This window comes from Peribacillus sp. FSL H8-0477 (assembly GCF_038002765.1).
In the GTDB taxonomy this organism is placed as follows: domain Bacteria; phylum Bacillota; class Bacilli; order Bacillales; family DSM-1321; genus Peribacillus.
This window is the reverse complement of record NZ_JBBODE010000001.1, coordinates 2,044,756-2,061,305: the sequence shown is the minus strand read 5'-3', so window position 1 is coordinate 2,061,305 and position 16,550 is coordinate 2,044,756. Positions and strand designations below refer to the sequence as shown.

The 16,550-nt window shown below is 41.5% G+C and carries 12 protein-coding genes; 9 read left to right on the top strand and 3 right to left on the bottom strand.

Going from position 1 to position 16,550, the window contains the following annotated elements; all coding sequences use genetic code 11:
* Positions 1-43: 43 nt before the first annotated feature.
* On the top strand, positions 44-331 hold the full coding sequence (locus MHI18_RS10315) for a hypothetical protein (RefSeq protein WP_340847269.1): 288 nt from the start codon (positions 44-46) through the stop codon (positions 329-331).
* A gap of 37 nt (positions 332-368) precedes the next feature.
* On the opposite strand, the gene MHI18_RS10310 is transcribed toward MHI18_RS10315, so the two are convergent.
* A complete protein-coding gene (locus tag MHI18_RS10310; protein WP_340847268.1) occupies positions 369-809 on the bottom strand; it encodes a YwpF family protein in 441 nt (146 codons plus the stop codon).
* Positions 810-1,077: 268 nt separating this feature from the next.
* On the opposite strand from MHI18_RS10310, the gene ssb reads away from it, so the two are divergent.
* From ssb to MHI18_RS10270, 8 genes are all read left to right on the top strand, one after another.
* Positions 1,078-1,440 (top strand): single-stranded DNA-binding protein, encoded by a 363-nt coding sequence (ssb, locus tag MHI18_RS10305; protein ID WP_340847267.1) that lies wholly within the window; start codon positions 1,078-1,080, stop codon positions 1,438-1,440.
* A 15-nt stretch (positions 1,441-1,455) separates the two neighbouring features.
* Positions 1,456-1,767 (top strand): hypothetical protein, encoded by a 312-nt coding sequence (locus MHI18_RS10300; RefSeq protein WP_340847266.1) that lies wholly within the window; start codon positions 1,456-1,458, stop codon positions 1,765-1,767.
* Positions 1,768-2,047: 280 nt separating this feature from the next.
* Entirely contained in the window at positions 2,048-3,052 is a 1,005-nt protein-coding gene (locus MHI18_RS10295) for an ABC transporter ATP-binding protein (protein ID WP_340847265.1), read from the top strand.
* Positions 3,033-4,001: an ABC transporter ATP-binding protein gene (locus MHI18_RS10290; protein WP_340847264.1), complete on the top strand. Its 969-nt coding sequence runs from the start codon at positions 3,033-3,035 to the stop codon at positions 3,999-4,001. Before MHI18_RS10295 ends, MHI18_RS10290 begins: the two co-directional genes overlap by 20 nt.
* A gap of 52 nt (positions 4,002-4,053) precedes the next feature.
* Entirely contained in the window at positions 4,054-5,676 is a 1,623-nt protein-coding gene (locus tag MHI18_RS10285) for an ABC transporter substrate-binding protein (protein ID WP_340847263.1), read from the top strand.
* A 95-nt stretch (positions 5,677-5,771) separates the two neighbouring features.
* Positions 5,772-6,776 carry an ABC transporter permease gene (locus tag MHI18_RS10280; protein ID WP_340847262.1) on the top strand — a complete coding sequence of 335 codons (1,005 nt, stop codon included), beginning with the start codon at positions 5,772-5,774 and terminating at the stop codon, positions 6,774-6,776.
* A gap of 11 nt (positions 6,777-6,787) precedes the next feature.
* The gene (locus MHI18_RS10275; protein WP_340847261.1) at positions 6,788-7,690 is read left to right on the top strand and encodes an ABC transporter permease; all 903 of its coding nucleotides are present in this window, start codon (positions 6,788-6,790) and stop codon (positions 7,688-7,690) included.
* Between the two features lie 206 nt (positions 7,691-7,896).
* Positions 7,897-11,637, top strand: a complete 3,741-nt coding sequence (locus MHI18_RS10270) for a S8 family serine peptidase (protein ID WP_340847260.1) — start codon at positions 7,897-7,899, stop codon at positions 11,635-11,637.
* 109 nt (positions 11,638-11,746) lie between these two features.
* On the opposite strand, the gene MHI18_RS10265 is transcribed toward MHI18_RS10270, so the two are convergent.
* Both MHI18_RS10265 and MHI18_RS10260 read right to left on the bottom strand, forming a co-directional pair.
* Positions 11,747-14,743 carry a DEAD/DEAH box helicase gene (locus tag MHI18_RS10265; RefSeq protein ID WP_340847642.1) on the bottom strand — a complete coding sequence of 999 codons (2,997 nt, stop codon included), beginning with the start codon at positions 14,741-14,743 and terminating at the stop codon, positions 11,747-11,749.
* Positions 14,733-16,352 carry a hypothetical protein gene (locus MHI18_RS10260; protein ID WP_340847259.1) on the bottom strand — a complete coding sequence of 540 codons (1,620 nt, stop codon included), beginning with the start codon at positions 16,350-16,352 and terminating at the stop codon, positions 14,733-14,735. The genes MHI18_RS10265 and MHI18_RS10260 overlap by 11 nt, the downstream gene beginning before the upstream one ends.
* Positions 16,353-16,550 lie beyond the last annotated feature (198 nt).

Sequence of the window (16,550 nt, the reverse complement as noted above, 5' to 3'; positions counted from 1 at the left end):
TGTAGTTTGTGGATCAGAAAAAGTAGAAGGGAGTTTTGTTTGGATGAATAAAAAATTGCTTAGTGTAATCGGGGGATCTGTCCTATCAGCCATGCTATTGACAGGGTGTGGAAATGACGACGATACAAATAACCCGCCGCCAGAAAATGGTACGAATCAGGAAGAAAATAACGACAATGATATGAATAACACAGACGACGATCTGAATACAGACACAAACGACAACGAAGTCGTACCGGATGTAAATGAAGGCGTCGATGATAATGGTGGAATGAATGGCACTACGGGTAATGACGATGTCTTAGATAAAGATAAAGATGAAAACAAATAATGAAATAAAAAGGCAGAAGCTTTCGCTTCCTGCCTTTTTATTTTTTGAAAGATGGGACAACTTGCGGACGTGAACGGATTTTTTCTTTAAAATGTTCAATCAATTCATTGCCGACAATACCTTGCTCTATAAGATCCTTTAATAAAAGTTCAGCGTATTTACTGCGCGACTTTTGCAGGTGTCCTTCGAAAAGTAAACTGATATGACCATTGATTGGTTTTATTTTTCGTAAAACGGTCTTCATGAAAGCAGGATCATTATCCTTTTTAGTGATCACGGCCTGGATCATAATTTCTTTATTAATTTCAGGAAGGGCATCTTTAATTTTACTAAACCCATCTTCTGTCAGGAAAGATTCAACGATCCATGTGTTGTTATCATCCTCTTTATTAATAATTAATCCATCGGTTAACTCAACGTTAACTAACTGGTTGTCCTCTGAGATTAGCTGAACCGAAATTAACTTAAATGATTTCATAAAAGACCTCCGTTCTGCATCCTTTTTTTGTAATTATAGCATAACCGAAAGGGAGCAATCTCATAAAGAAACAGGACTTTGCGAATTTTTAAAAATTTTTGAAAAAAGTATAAAAATGATCGGCCGTTATCGCTTTTGGTCGAATAATGCTATTTTAGAGGCGTTTAAAACTGTTTTTTACGTATAAAAAGCGTAGCGAAAAGATATTTCAGCGATTTTACCAATAATTTGGCTTCCAGTAAGATAAGAACAGAAAGGAGTTGAAAAGATGATTAATCAAGTAACGATTGTAGGGCGCCTGACCAGAGATCCAGAACTCAAATATACACCGGAGGGAAAGGCTGTTTCGAATGTAACGCTGGCAGTAAACCGAAACTTTAAGAATCAAGTCGGTGAATATGAAACGGACTTTGTACAGTGCACACTCTGGCGTAAAACGGCAGAAAATACGGTTGAATATTGCCGAAAGGGTTCATTAATTGGGGTTACCGGCCGTATTCAAACCAGAAATTATGAAAATCAAGAAGGGAAAAAAATTTATGTAACAGAAGTGGTCGCAGAAATGGTCAGATTTGTCGGACCAAAGCAGGCTGAAAGCACGCCGCAGGAGTTTGAACACATCGAATTATAACTGGAGAGTGAGTGTATGAGAAGGATGGAGCCATTTACCCCTGAGGATGAAAAGATCGGCAACCGTATGGAAACTTCGGTATTTTTTCCGCCTAAACAGCGCATTGAAAGAGTGGAACAAATTACTGGAGACCTCATTAGTTTCATCGCAAAAACCCAAGTGAAAACGACAAATTTTGAATATCAGCTAGTGCAGCTGGAGATGATTGCAGCCCGGTTAGAAACAAAATATAAAGTGTTAATAAAAGAGAATGCTGAGATTCTTCAAAGACTTGAAAAGCTGGAACAAAGAGTGGACGAATTAACTAGTCCTGCCCTTATTCTTTAATTAAAAACCTTCCCCGCTTGATGTGTTTCCTCTGTTTCCCCGCAATTCCTCATGGTGCAGTCAGCACAAAGAAAAGATAAAATCCACTGGAAATGGCTGCTCCCGGCAGCCGTTTTTTCGTCATATTGCAAATATATCTTTATTTTATAGATTTTAACACTTATAATACTATTCAATATATAGAAAATATTCAGAAATATTATTGTCTATCTGTAAAATAAATGTGATAATGACAATATGAGGAAATTAACCTAGTCATCAGGAGAAGGGAGGCCGATAAATGAAGAGTCCAATTATCGAGGTTAAACAGCTGAGGACAAGCTTCCAAACCGATGATGGATCCATTCCGGTTGTGAATTCAATCGATTTTCACGTTTTGCCAGGCGAAGTGCTGGGAGTTGTAGGAGAATCCGGGTGTGGGAAGAGCGTCACCTCATTGTCGATTATGGGCTTAGTCGAAGCTCGAACAGGCAAGGTTGAAGGAGAAATTCTATTTAAAGGAGATAACCTTGCAAATGCCTCCGAAAAGAAAATGAGGAAAATCCGGGGCAATGAAATCGCCATGATTTTTCAGGAGCCAATGACAAGCTTAAATCCTGTTTTTACAATCGGACAGCAGCTTACTGAATCGCTTCGTGTACATAGAAAATGGGGAAAGAAACAAGCTTCTGTAAGAGCAGTTGAAATGCTGAAATTAGTTGGCCTTGGTCGTGCGGAAGAACTGCTGAAACAATATCCACATCAGCTTTCCGGGGGAATGAGACAACGGGTAATGATTGCAATGGCTATGATCTGTGAGCCGGAGCTTCTAATTGCCGATGAACCAACAACGGCGCTTGATGTAACCATTCAAGCCCAAATTCTTGAATTAATGAAGGACTTAAATAAGAAAACAGACACGGCGATTTTGATGATTACCCATGATTTGGGAGTAGTAGCGGAAATGTGCCAGCGTGTCATTGTCATGTATGCCGGCAGAATTGTAGAAGAAGGCGATGTCCGTTCTGTCTTTCAAAATCCACTGCATCCATATACGGTAGGGTTAATCCAGTCTATTCCAGACATGCGTGTGAAAAAGGACCGGCTCTATTCAATTCCCGGCAATGTACCTAAGCCAGGCAGCCAAAATCTAGGCTGTCAATTTGCTCCGCGGTGCGCCCATGCAATGAGTCAGTGTATCAGTGAAACGCCAGCCTTAACCAATCATGAAAATGGGCAAAAAGTTCGCTGTTGGCTATATGAAGACGGGAAGGGAGCCGGCATCCATGACTCAGCCATTAGTTAAAGTAGACAATTTAAAAATGCATTTTCCCATTAAGGGGGGCATGCTCGGTAAAACCATTGGCCAAGTAAAAGCCGTGGATGGCGTGTCATTTTCGATTAATAAAGGAGAAACCCTAGGGCTGGTTGGAGAAAGCGGGTGCGGGAAATCTACGACAGGCAGAATGCTGCTGCGGCTTCTTGAACCAAGCGAAGGGAAGGTCTACTTTGAAGGTCAAGATATTACCAATTTGCCTGCGGCAGAAATGAGAAAACTTCGCCGTGAAATGCAGATGGTGTTTCAAGATCCTTTTGCTTCCCTTAATCCCCGCCATACGGTCGAGAAAATTCTCGAAGAACCGTTGATTGTTCATGGCATGAAGGATAAAAAGGAACGGAAACGCAGGGTCAAGGAACTTCTTGAGGTTGTAGGGTTAAGCAGTTATCATGCAAAACGCTATCCGCATCAATTCAGCGGCGGTCAGCGGCAGCGGATTGGGATTGCTCGTGCGCTGGCTGTGAATCCTAAACTGATTATTGCTGATGAACCCGTATCTGCACTCGATGTTTCGATTCAATCACAAGTGTTAAACCTCATGCAGGATTTGCAAAAAGAATTCAATTTAACCTATCTCTTTATTGCACATGACCTTGGGGTTGTTCGTCATATTAGTGACCGGGTAGGCGTGATGTATCTCGGGAATATGGTTGAAATAACGGAGAGTGAGAAGCTGTATGAAAAGCCTCTTCACCCTTATACTCAAGCCCTGTTATCTGCTGTCCCGATTCCAGATGTTACGTATCAAAAAGAACGAGTTGTTCTTCAAGGTGATGTGCCAAGCCCTTCAAATCCACCGGCTGGCTGTCCATTCCATACGCGTTGTCCTCAAGCGATGGAAGTTTGTTCATCTGTTAAACCTGTTCTGCAAGAATATGAACCTGGCCATTATGTAGCTTGTCATTTATATGAATGACAGCTCGTACCATACATTGGCGATTACTATTTAAAAAATTGGGGGAAATCAAATGAAAAAAACCGGTTGGTTATTCTTAAGTATGTTTATGCTATTATCAGTCATTTTAGCTGGCTGTGGAGACGACTCTAAGACGTCTACAGGTACTAAGGATGGAGACAGCAAGGATACAGGCGATAAAGGCGCTGTTATGATTTATGGACGAGGCGGCGATTCAACAGATCTTGATCCAGCAATTACTACAGAAGGGGAAGCGTTTATCGTAACCCAGCAGATTTATGAAACATTGGTAGGCTATGAAAAGGATAGTACAGAAATTAAGGGAGAACTGGCTAAAGACTGGGAGATTTCTGAAGATGCCCTGACGTACACGTTCAATCTGAATGAAGGAATTAAGTTCCACGATGGAACTGATTTTAATGCTGAAGCGGTCGTTAAGAACTTCCAGCGCTGGGCACAAAGTAAAGATGAAGCTAAATTTGCTTATTATGCGTCCATGTTTGGCGGTTTTGAAGGTGATGAAGGCCATGTAATTAAAGAAGTAAAAGCAACAGACGCTAAAACGGTTGTCTTTACTTTGAACCGTCCACAAGCACCATTTTTGAAAAATATCGCAATGAGTCCTTTTGCCATTGCCAGCCCGACGGCTTTTGAAAAAGAAGGAGATAATTTCACTAAAAATCCAGTAGGAACAGGTCCATTCAAATTTGTATCATGGAAAGCAAACGATATGATTGAATTGACAAAAAATGAAGAGTACTGGCAAGAAGGTCTGCCGAAGCTTGCAGGCGTTAAATTTAAAGTAATCAAAGAAAATGCCACTCGTTTAAATGCGCTGATCAAGGGTGAAATTGACTTGATGGATGGCTTAAATCCAAGTGATATGGGCAAAGTGGAAGGCGATAGCAAGCTGCAGCTGTTTGAACGCCCATCCATGAACGTAGGGTACTTCGGATTTAACACAGAGAAGGAACCATTTAATAAAAAAGAAGTTCGTCAAGCAATCTCTCATTTAATCAATAAAGAAGAATTAATTGAAAGTTTCTACGAAGGAACGGCTGAACCGGCAAAAAATCCAATGCCGCCATCTGTCAGCGGATATAACGATAGTATTGAAGATTATGGCTACGATGAAGAAAAAGCGAAGGCACTTTTAAAAGAAGCCGGTTATGAAAAAGGCTTCAAAATGGATCTTTGGGCTATGCCGGTCGCACGTCCTTACATGCCGGATGGACAAAAAGTTGCAGAAGCAATTCAAGCGAACCTGAAAAAAGTGAATATTGAAGCAAATATTGTGACGTTTGAGTGGGCTACGTATCTTGAAAAAGTACAGGCAGGTGAAGCGCCAACCTTTATGCTCGGCTGGACTGGGGATAATGGTGACGCTGATAACTTCCTTTACACATTGCTTGATAAAGACACAATTGGCTCAAATAACTATTCGCGCTATGTGAATGAAGATGTTCACAAATTATTAATTGAAGCTCAGTCTACTGCTGACGAAGACAAGCGTAATGAGCTGTATCAAGAGGCACAAGTTATTATCCATGAGGAAGCACCATGGGTTCCACTTGTACACTCTAAGCCGCAATTGGCTGGAATAGCAGGAATTAAAGATTTTGTACCGCATCCAACAGGTTCACAATCATTTATTGATGTATCTATCGATAATTAAAGCACCATCGGGGAGTATGGATACTTTCATGCTTCCCGTTTTTTTCATTGCCAACGACGGAACGTTTTCATTCTTAGAGAAAGCAGGTGATGTGGTTGTTTTCTTATACCATACGTAGGTTAGGTTCATTAATTCCTGTACTTTTAGGAATGGCTTTGATCGTATTTATGATGATTCGAGCAATTCCAGGTAATCCTGCTCAAACGATACTAGGGCAGCAGGCAACCGCAACAGCTGTTGCCGCATTAACGAAAGACCTTGGACTGGACAAGCCTTGGCATATTCAATTTTGGAGTTATTTAAAAGGGTTATTCAGCGGGGATTTAGGGGTGTCATTGCGAACAAGACAGCCTATTTCTCAAGAAGTTTGGCCGTATTTGGCAGCTACGATGGAATTAGCTCTTGTAGCGATGATCGTTGCTGTATTCATTGGAGTAAATGCAGGAATTATCTCTGCTTGGTTTCAGAATTCATGGTTTGACTACATAGCAATGATCGTTGCATTAATTGGTGTGTCTATGCCGATTTTTTGGCTGGGTTTGATGGAACAATATGTCGTTGCCCTTCAATTTGATCTTCTTCCTACTTCAGGAAGAGATAATATCCGGGACCCCGTGCAGTCCATAACGAATCTCTATTTAATCGATACGTTGATTGCCGGCAGATTTGACCAATTTTTTGAAGTCATTAAACACTTAATTCTGCCCGGATTTGCCTTAGCGACCATTCCGATGGCGATTATCGCCAGGATGACAAGATCGTCTATGCTTGAAGTGATGCGTTCCGATTATATCCGAACTGCGCGTGCTAAAGGAGTGAAAATGTTTTGGGTGGTCTATAGCCATTCATTAAAAAACGCATTAATTCCTGTAGTTACCGTTATCGGTCTTCAAACTGGATTGCTGCTTGGCGGTGCCATTTTGACAGAAACCATCTTTGGATGGCCAGGTATTGGAACCTATATTTACGATGCGATTAGTTATCGGGATTATCCAGTTATCCAGTCTGGAATATTGGTTGTTGCTTTTCTTTTCGTCATGATCAACTTGTTCGTCGATTTGCTGTATGCTGCAATCGATCCGAGAATTAAGTACAAATAGGAGGCAGAATTATGGCCGAAATTATCAGCACCCCACCTCCATTGCTGAATCCTGATGTGACGGAGGAAAAAGCAGTCACTCCTTGGAAGGAAGCCTGGAAGAACTTTAAGAAAAATAAGCTCGCCATTGTTGGGCTGGGTATCGTCGTATTTTTTATTCTACTTGCCATTTTCGCAAATTTACTTGCTCCTTATGATTTTGACGATGCGAAGCTTGGTGATAAACATCTGGCTCCATCAGCAGAGCACTGGTTTGGAACGGATGATTTAGGACGTGACATTCTAACACGTGTCATTTACGGATCACGAATTTCCCTTTGGGTTGGCTTTATATCTGTAGCAGGATCGGTCATTGTTGGTTCCGCTCTCGGCATTATTGCTGGCTATTATGGGAAATGGGTGGATGCAATCATTTCTCGTTTCTTTGATATCCTGCTGGCTTTTCCAAGTATTTTACTTGCCATTGCTGTTGTGGCCGTATTAGGGCCATCCTTACGTAACGCCCTGATCGCCATCGCCATTATTAATGTCCCCACATTTGGGAGGCTCGTCAGGTCTCGTGTGCTGAGTGTAAAAGAGGAAGAATACATCACAGCTGCGAAGGCCATAGGCATGAGGGATACACGCATATTGGTGCATCATATTCTGCCAAACAGTATTGCACCAATCATTGTACAAGGCACGCTGGCTATTGCTTCAGCTATTATTGAAGCGGCTGCCCTTGGGTTCCTTGGGATGGGTGCACAAGCACCTACACCAGAATGGGGGAAAATGCTTGCAGATTCGAGGCAGTTTATTCTCGAAGCACCCTGGACAGTACTATTCCCAGGTCTTGCAATCATGCTGACTGTACTCGGCTTTAACCTTATGGGCGATGGCCTCCGAGATGCCTTGGATCCACGAATGAAAAACTAAATAATTGTTAAAAAAGAATCAGTTGCTTTTTGGCTGGTTCTTTTTTCATTGTAAAAATACATTTTACGACAAATTAGCTACTATATACCCAGGTTAAAATACGAAACTACCTACTTTTTTACCTTATTCATACCTAGTAAGTTATGGTAATTTTAATATAGTAAGAAAATTCGGAACTATTCAGAGATTGAAAGGGGAACATATTGATGAAAAAAAGTTTGGCTGTTTTATGCATTATATTAATGAGCTTCGCTTCAGTAACAACTGCTGCACCAATGAAAACAGAACCAACTAATTCCAATCTTGGCCAACAAAACCAGAACAGTATTCTCAGAGTTAAGAAAGAGGATTCTGATAAGAAATATAAAGATAATGAAGAGGTACGGGTCATTATAGAAATGAAGGAAGAACCGGCCATTCAATATGCGCAGAAACAAGGGAAGCGGTATAAAGATTTAAAAGAGAGTACAAAAAGAGAGCTGAAGGCAGAAAAACTTGCCGGACATAAAAAAGTAAAAAATAAGGTAAACGAAAAGAAAGTAAAATTTAAAGAGCTGAAGAGTTTTACGACAGTTGTAAATGGATTCAGCGGAGAAGTGGCTTATGGTGAGATAGATAGTATTCTAGATATAACTGAGGTAAAGAGTGTAAAAGTGGTAAATGAATACCAACGTCCAAAAGAGGAACCAGATATGGTTTACAGTAAGGAGTTAGTACAAGCTCAAGAAGCATGGCGTGATTATGGGTATCGAGGAGAGGGAATGGTTGTAGGTATTATCGATACCGGTATCGATCCAACTCATCGAGATATGGTCCTCTCAGATGGAGTTGAACAAGGACTATCTAAAAGTGAAATAGCAGATTTGAAAATAAAGAATAGTCTTCCAGGAATCTTTTATACGGAAAAAGTTCCATATGGCTACAACTATATGGATGATAACCAAGATATTTTAGATTCAGCAGCAGGAGCTTCGATGCATGGGATGCATGTAGCAGGGACAGCTGGTGCAAATGGGAATGAAGAAAATGGCGGGATAAAAGGAATTGCTCCTGAGGCCCAATTACTGGCATTAAAGGTGTTTGGCAACGATCCTGAGATGCGTTCCACATGGGCAGATATTTATGTAAAAGCAATTGATGATGCAATTATTCTCGGGGCTGATGTCTTGAACATGAGTCTTGGTTCAACAGCTGGATTTACAGCCCCAGATGATCCAGAGCAGCAAGCAATTACACGCGCTGTTAATAACGGAATAATGATGTCTATCTCGGCCGGGAATTCGGCACATATGGGGAATGGGTATGCGAACCCTTTAGCTTCAAACCCTGATATCGGTGTTGTTGGATCACCTGGGATTGCCTATGATTCACTGCAGGTTGCATCAAGTGAAAATAATTATATTGATTTAGATTCCGTGACATATTCCATCGATGGAGCAAAGGTTGAAGCACCATTTATGTCGGCAAGCAGTGTACATCCTAATGACGTTGCAGAGAAAAACTATGAGATTGTCGACGCAGGACTTGGAACAATTGAAGAGATTGCAGCAGTAGATTTGAAAGGAAAGTATGCATTAATTAAACGAGGAAATATATCCTTTGTTGAGAAGGCATTGAATGCTCAAGAAGCAGGTGCGGAAGGAGTATTTATATACAATAATACGGATGGATTTATTTCTATGGTAACAGAAGCAGCCATTCAAATCCCGCAGCTGTTTATGCTCAAAACAGATGGAGATACCATTAAGACGGCATTGTCCAATGGACAAACGGTTTCCATTTCATTTGAAGGGAAAAAGCAGAAATCAGCCAATCCATCTGCAGGCAAGATGAGCACATTTACGTCGTGGGGGGCAGCGCCTAATTTAGATTTCAAACCAGAAATCACAGCACCAGGCGGTCAAATTTATTCGACATTGAATAATAATGAATATGGGATGATGAGTGGAACATCGATGGCAGCACCACATGTTGCGGGCGGTTCAGCATTGATCCTCGAGAGAGTGGAAAATGAATTCAAACTCGAGGACTTCGAAAAGGTAAATCTAACGAAAAACATCATGATGAATACAGCCAGTCCTATCATTGATAAAGGAATTGTCAATGATGCATTTGGATGGGACATTCCTTACTCCCCGCGTCGACAAGGAGCGGGTATTATGCAGCTGCACTCAGCACTTAGCACTCCTGTAGTTGTGACAGAAGCATTCACAAATGAAGCAAAAGCAGCACTTAAGGAAGTTGGAAACCAATTTGGTTTTACCCTAAAAGCACAAAACTATAGCAATAAGCCTGTAAAATATGATGTGACAGGAAATATTCAAACAGATTTTGTTATAAATGGACATTTAGGCTATAGTGCCAATGAGTTAGAAGCGCAGGAAATCCTTGATGCAAAGATCACAATAAATGGCAGTGAATCAGGGGAAATCAGTGTACCGGCTAATGGTTCGGTAACACTTGAGGTGAAGGTTGATCTAGCAGGGGCTAAGGTATATGGAGATGATTTAGAAACAACAGAAGCGATTGATACAGTGTTCCCTAATGGCTATTTTGTTGAGGGATTTGTTACATTAAACGATCCGGCGGATACCAATCCAGATCTTCACATACCATACGTAGGGTTTAAGGGAGATTGGAATAAAGCGCCGATTATCGATGCCATGAAGTATGAAGCTGGATCTTATTATGGTATGAGTGGTGCTGTATCGACTTCAGGTGAAGACTTTATGTATCTCGGATACAATCCAATATCCGCTGCATTTGGTAAGGAACAGATTGCGATTTCACCTAATGGTGACGGTATTCAGGATGATATCCTTCCCATCCTATCCTTCTTAAGAAATGCGAAGCAAGTAGAATACAGCGTCAAAGATAGCAATGGGAAACAAATTCGTAAGCTTAGGACAGAAAATAGTGTCAGAAAAAATTACTACGACAGTGGAAACAGTTCTTACTATTCCCTTAGCGAAACGAAACGCTGGGACGGAAATATAAATAATAAACGTGCTGCGGACGGGCAATATTACTATCAAATAAAAACAGTCATAGATTACGAGAATGCTGAATGGCAGACGTATGATATTCCAGTGAAGGTAGATACTGTGGCACCGACCATTGAAGCTAATAAGAAAGAAAATGTATTAACGCTTCAAGGAGCAGATAATCCTAACGGATCAGGACTTGCCTATTATGATATTTTAGTAGATGGGAAATCAATTTTAACTGAAATGCTCAACCCGACAACTACTGAATATACACTTCCGGAATCAACGGGAACTAAAATTCAGGTCATGGCGGTTGATTTTGCCGGTAATACGAAGACGACCGAAGTAAGTTCATCGGAACTTCCAGCTGATAAAGCAGCACCAGTAGTGCATATAACGAGTCCAGAAACATTGAGTGTTGCGAATAAAAGTGATGTACTAATTAACGGATATATAGAAGAATCAACGGGGATTAAGGAATTTACCTTAGACGGACAGAATGTGCCAGTCACGTATAATGCAGTGAAGAAGCATTATGAATTTTCATATACTAAGAAGTTTAAGGATGGTGTTCAAGGCTTAGTTATTAAAGCAGTAGACACAGTTGGAAATACTGCTTCGTTTAAACGAACCTTTTTAGTTGATTCTAAAGCACCGAAGTTATCCATTAAGGGACTCCCTAAGAAGAATGTGAAAGAAAAAGATAAAAATCCGAAGGTGGACGTAACAGTATCGGATAATTTTGATGAGATCCGTCTTATGCTTAACGGAAGCGAGATTTACTACCATGAATTCAAGGGTGCATATGAAATGCGAAGCTTTGAGCACACTATCAAGAAACTCGAACTTGAGCTCGAACCTGGAAAAAATACATTTGAATTTGTGGTAACCGATTTGGCAGGCAACCAGACAAGTAAAATAGAAGAAATCACGAAAGAAAGTAAGAAAAAAGGGAAATAGTAAAATCAAGGCAGCCTCCAAAGGTCTATGACGCTTTGGAGGCTGCCTTTTTGTTTAACCATTACGAACGCCGCCAAGGTCTGAAACCTTGGCGGCGTTCGTAATTTTATTAATTTAACGAGACTAAATCTTTGATTTCTTCCGTTGAGAGTTCGGTAATCCAGTTGTCACTGCTGCTTGAAATAATTTCATCGTTGAGTGCTTGTTTTTTATCAAGCATTTTATCGATTTTTTCTTCCAATGTTCCTGTGCAGATGAGCTTATGCACATGGACAAAGCGTTGTTGACCGATACGGTAGGCACGGTCGGTGGCTTGGTTTTCAACAGCTGGATTCCACCAGCGGTCGTAATGGATCACATGGTTGGCTTCGGTCAGGTTAAGACCCGTTCCACCGGCTTTAAGCGAGAGAATAAAGATTGGGAATTCACCGTTTTGGAAGCGTTCAATCATGTCATCACGTTGTTTTTTGTTATTGCTGCCATTTAAGAAGGGAACCTTATGACCATAGCGCTTTTCAAGCAGCTCTTTCATCATATTGCCCATCCCAATATATTGGGTGAAAATGAGACAGCTTTCATTTTGTTCTTGCACGGCATCGGTAATTTCGGTTAGTTTTTCAAGCTTACCGGAACGCTTCGCCTTTTGCACAATATCGATTTCGGAGTCTTCCTTCAGATACAACGCGGGGTGGTTGCATAGCTGCTTCAGTTTCGTCAGCATGGCTAAAATCATCCCTTTACGTTCGAAAGCGGACAGCTTCTCAATATTATCAAAGGTATCTTTAATCAGCTGCTCATACAGGGAAGCTTGTTCCGCGGTTAACGGCACAAACTCTTTCTGTTCTTGCTTATCTGGAAGATTAAGGGCAACATCTTTATCCTTCTTCGTCCGTCTTAGTAAGAACGGCTGAATCAAGCGCTGCAATTCTTTAATTTTATCTTTTTGTTCTTCACGTTCAATCAGAGATACATATTTATCTTGGAACTGTTTTAATGATCCGAGATATCCTTTATTAATAAAATCAAAAATAGCCCAAAGCTCGCTAAGGCGATTTTCCATCGGTGTACCGGTAAGGGCGATATGGTGGCGCCCCTTCAGCTTACGAACAGCACGCGATTGCTTAGTCTGTGAGTTTTTAATATTCTGCGCTTCATCAAGGATAATACTGCTCCAATAGAGAGTACTAAGTTCGTCAATATCTTGATGGGTGATGCCGAATGAGGTCAGTACCACATCATATTGCTGCATTTTTTGTGTGAAGGCAGGTCCCTTAGTGCGGTTGGAACCATAATGAAGATGGACCTTCAACTCAGGCGCAAACCGTTCAAGTTCGCGCTGCCAGTTGCCAAGAACAGATGTTGGACAAACGATCAGGGCGGTATTAACGGGAATCATCACGGCTGGTTCCTCCACGATGACTTCTTCTTGTTCGTCGGTTTCTTCCTCTATATCACTGCTTTCAGTATCCGCTTCGACAATCACTTGATGTGCAGATTCCGCTTGTTTTTCATCCGCACCAGCATCAACAGGTGTCATTGGTTCTTCGTGTTCTTTTACATATTGAAGATAAGAAATCATTTGTACAGTCTTACCAAGACCCATGTCATCGGCCAGGCAAGCACCAAAGCCATGCTCACGGAGAAATAACAGCCAGCTCATTCCAATGGTTTGATACGGCCTAAGTTCACCCTGAAGGGCATCTGGGACCGGTAGAATAGGGAGGTTCTTGGTTTCGCGAAGGGTGCTGACCATTCGTGCCAGGTCTTGATTTAATTCGAACTGTATCCGCATCATCCCTGCGATATCTTCTTCTTCACCATCATCGGTGTCTGTTAATAACTCCTGCTGCAGTAAATCGTTAAGTGCTAAGCCTTTTTCATTGGCCGTTTCCATTAACACTTGTATTTGTTTAATGAACGCAGGATCAAGTTTCACCCATTGACCGCGAATATAAATTAAGCGACGCTTTTCATTCACGAGGTTTTGGAAGTCATCTTCGGATAAATCTTCTCCGTTAATCGAGAAACGCCAGTCGAAGTCCATCAGCGCTTGAAGTCCTACATAGGAAGGACCGCGGGTTGTTTGACTTTTCACTTTAGCTTTTAATCGAATCTGTGATTCCTGAAGAGCTTTCCACCAAGAAGGCAGAAGAATTTCAGCCCCAAGGAACAATAGTTTTTCGCTGGATTCGGTTAGAAACTCCCATGCTTCATTTTCTGTCAATGTAGCCTTAAATTGGCCGGCGTTGTCCATCCATGGGACAATTTTCAACCACGATTTGATCTTCTTATCCACATCTTTGGCAAACTTGTTCCAGCCGCGAGGGAGACGTTTAGATGGATAATCCGCTGTAATCGAATCATCTTTTTTAGAACGCAGAAAAACTGAGAAGTCCCAAGGTCCCTGACCATCTATCGGTTCCGTTAAGCGCAGACCAATAATGAACGGCATCGTATCGCTTTCAATCCCAAGCCATTGCTGCCACGTCTCCGGTGTGAAGAAGGCTTGAAGCTCTTCCGCTGAGAGTCGTGTTTCCTGAAGAGCACTTACTGCTTCAGTCCATTTAGTTCGAACGGGAGAATACTTGGTAAGATACGTATTCGCAGCATCATTGTACCAGCGTTCAATGAATGTTTGCTTTGATTCTTCTTGTTCCATAAAAAGATCAGGGTGTATGCTCTCTTTCCAAAAATCAGGGACGAATTCTTCTTCAACCTCCTGAGGGAGTGACCAAGCAATCTGATGCTGTTGAAGACTGGCAAAGTCCGGAATCGGAATGCCTTCATCAATTGACTCAAATAAAACAGGCGCAGCAGACAGACAAAGTGAGGATAATTCCGTCCATTCCCAATCAATAAAGGAGTTAAAGCTTTCCTTCGCAAAGAAATTGAGCAGACCCCAAGCATCGACAATGAATACCGGAATATCATCAATAGTTTCTTCTGTCAAACGGGTCCCATAATAGCTTGCATCGTCCCAGGTGAACAGGAGCCGGCGAATGGTTTGGGAGGAAATATAGGCATTTTGTTCGTCCATCGCCGCAATGGTGTATTGTCCATTGCCAAGAGAAGCCGTCTTGACGGTGATTCTTCCGTTATTCCACATCAATTAACTTCCCCCTTTGCAATTCCTCTTGGAAGGCCCGAAGCCGCTTCGTGCTGTCAGAAATATAGCTGACATACTGTTGGAATTGCTGTTCTTGCTTCATTTTTTTATATAGTGCCTTCATCTTTTTTAAGTAACGGACGGCCTGCTTATAAGACGGCCTATTTTTCATACTGACTGTATATTGAACCGCTTGATGATACAGCGGTAAAAGCAGTGCAGGGTCACTTGCTGCAATTAGTTTCAGCTTATCCTGCCCGACTGTATCAATGGTGACGCCAGAATAGATCTGCATTTCAACCCACTTCTTATACTGCCCAAGTTCAAAAAGCAGAGTGGAATAATTCCAGTAGCTGTAGGGAAGCGTTTCTTTGAAGAACTTCTCGAGTAAATCATTACGCTTCAGTTTCGAGCAGCTGGACGCAATCGGTCGTGTGAAGGTACGGACAAAATCTGTACATTTATAATAGTCGCCGGCACTCTTTAAATAACCCTGAACATGAGTAATTAAAAACTCAATGAAAGGAATGGAGCGTGCAGGTGTATCCGCGTCAGTAAAATAATCAAGCCAGTAAAAAAGATAAGGACAATCGCTTGTTCCCAAACTTTTCAGCATATCCACCGCGGTCGAATCACGATTATCCAGCAGAGCCAGATGAATGGCTGCAATCGTATAAGTACGCTTCTCGCTTTCGTCTAACTCATCCTGAGCTAATTTTGCTTCTATGCGGTCAAATTCAGCTTTTCGGCTGGATGAAGTCGTCAGCATATACGTCCATAGCTCACGGTATAATTCCACTTTTTCATATTCAATGCCATCATCACCATCAAGAAGGCGTCTTGTATCTTCGGTAAGACCTTCTATAAGCGAATCAAAGGAAAACGGCCGGGCTTGGTTACTCAAGTAGAGGACATTCCCGTGAAGTTCTTCGGCAATGTCAACAGCAAGCGGATAAAACATCCGGACCGATTGTGGATCTGATTTATACTCACTCAACAGTTTTAAAATCGAAAAAAGTGTTGATAGGTCGGTAGCAAATTGATAAAATACACGCCAATTCCGGTCAAATGGTTCCTTAGATTTCAATAGTTTCATGTATTGACGCATGTGACCTTCCATAATATACGGCTGTGGCTGCAATTGATTAACCACGATCTCAGTAAAGGAAGTTTCAGCAAACTCTTTCCACGTGTAATAATCGTTTTCAAGGAGTGCCTTTTCTTTAAATACTTGACTGGCTGTTTTAATCGGAATACCAGCTGGAATAAACGGCGCTTGCTTCTTCTTGCCGTTCCAATTAGAAATCCAGTCGCTGACACTGCCATAAGAAGAAAAGCTTTCGAAAAAGAGTGCAATGCGATGGCTGCAAATTAATTCGGCACCGCACGAACATTTACTGTGATGAAGAACATTTAGATCCAGCTCCACTTCATGTGGAGTTAAATCTTGAACGCGGCCTTCAATGAATGCCTCATTCTCTACGGTAACGTCCGCCATTTCCTGCCCATACAGTGAATGACCAGTCCGGACAATTGCTTGGTCCTCGCGGCTTGACGGCTCAAGTGCCTCATCTAACAGCTCTCCAAAAAACACCAACTCATCCTTCATAAAGCACCTCCAACGGGTCAGTCCCCAGAATCTATAGAATAAAAAACGTATATATATAAAATTCCCAAACAGAGAATAGCAAATAACATTCCTATTTCAGTTATCGTTAAAAAGTAAACATTTTATTCGAAGTCTTCAACTTATGATGCCGAATTTTACAGGTTTTAACAAAGAAACCGTAGAAAGTTAGATAGTTCC

What these genes read in the sequence shown, in the direction of transcription:
- MHI18_RS10315 (WP_340847269.1), top strand. Translation starts at nt 44, where the DNA reads ATGAATAAAAAATTGCTTAGTGTAATCGGGGGATCTGTCCTATCAGCC.
- MHI18_RS10310 (WP_340847268.1), bottom strand. Translation starts at nt 809, where the DNA reads ATGAAATCATTTAAGTTAATTTCGGTTCAGCTAATCTCAGAGGACAAC.
- ssb (WP_340847267.1), top strand. Translation starts at nt 1,078, where the DNA reads ATGATTAATCAAGTAACGATTGTAGGGCGCCTGACCAGAGATCCAGAA.
- MHI18_RS10300 (WP_340847266.1), top strand. Translation starts at nt 1,456, where the DNA reads ATGAGAAGGATGGAGCCATTTACCCCTGAGGATGAAAAGATCGGCAAC.
- MHI18_RS10295 (WP_340847265.1), top strand. Translation starts at nt 2,048, where the DNA reads ATGAAGAGTCCAATTATCGAGGTTAAACAGCTGAGGACAAGCTTCCAA.
- MHI18_RS10290 (WP_340847264.1), top strand. Translation starts at nt 3,033, where the DNA reads ATGACTCAGCCATTAGTTAAAGTAGACAATTTAAAAATGCATTTTCCC.
- MHI18_RS10285 (WP_340847263.1), top strand. Translation starts at nt 4,054, where the DNA reads ATGAAAAAAACCGGTTGGTTATTCTTAAGTATGTTTATGCTATTATCA.
- MHI18_RS10275 (WP_340847261.1), top strand. Translation starts at nt 6,788, where the DNA reads ATGGCCGAAATTATCAGCACCCCACCTCCATTGCTGAATCCTGATGTG.
- MHI18_RS10270 (WP_340847260.1), top strand. Translation starts at nt 7,897, where the DNA reads ATGAAAAAAAGTTTGGCTGTTTTATGCATTATATTAATGAGCTTCGCT.
- MHI18_RS10265 (WP_340847642.1), bottom strand. Translation starts at nt 14,743, where the DNA reads ATGTGGAATAACGGAAGAATCACCGTCAAGACGGCTTCTCTTGGCAAT.
- MHI18_RS10260 (WP_340847259.1), bottom strand. Translation starts at nt 16,352, where the DNA reads ATGAAGGATGAGTTGGTGTTTTTTGGAGAGCTGTTAGATGAGGCACTT.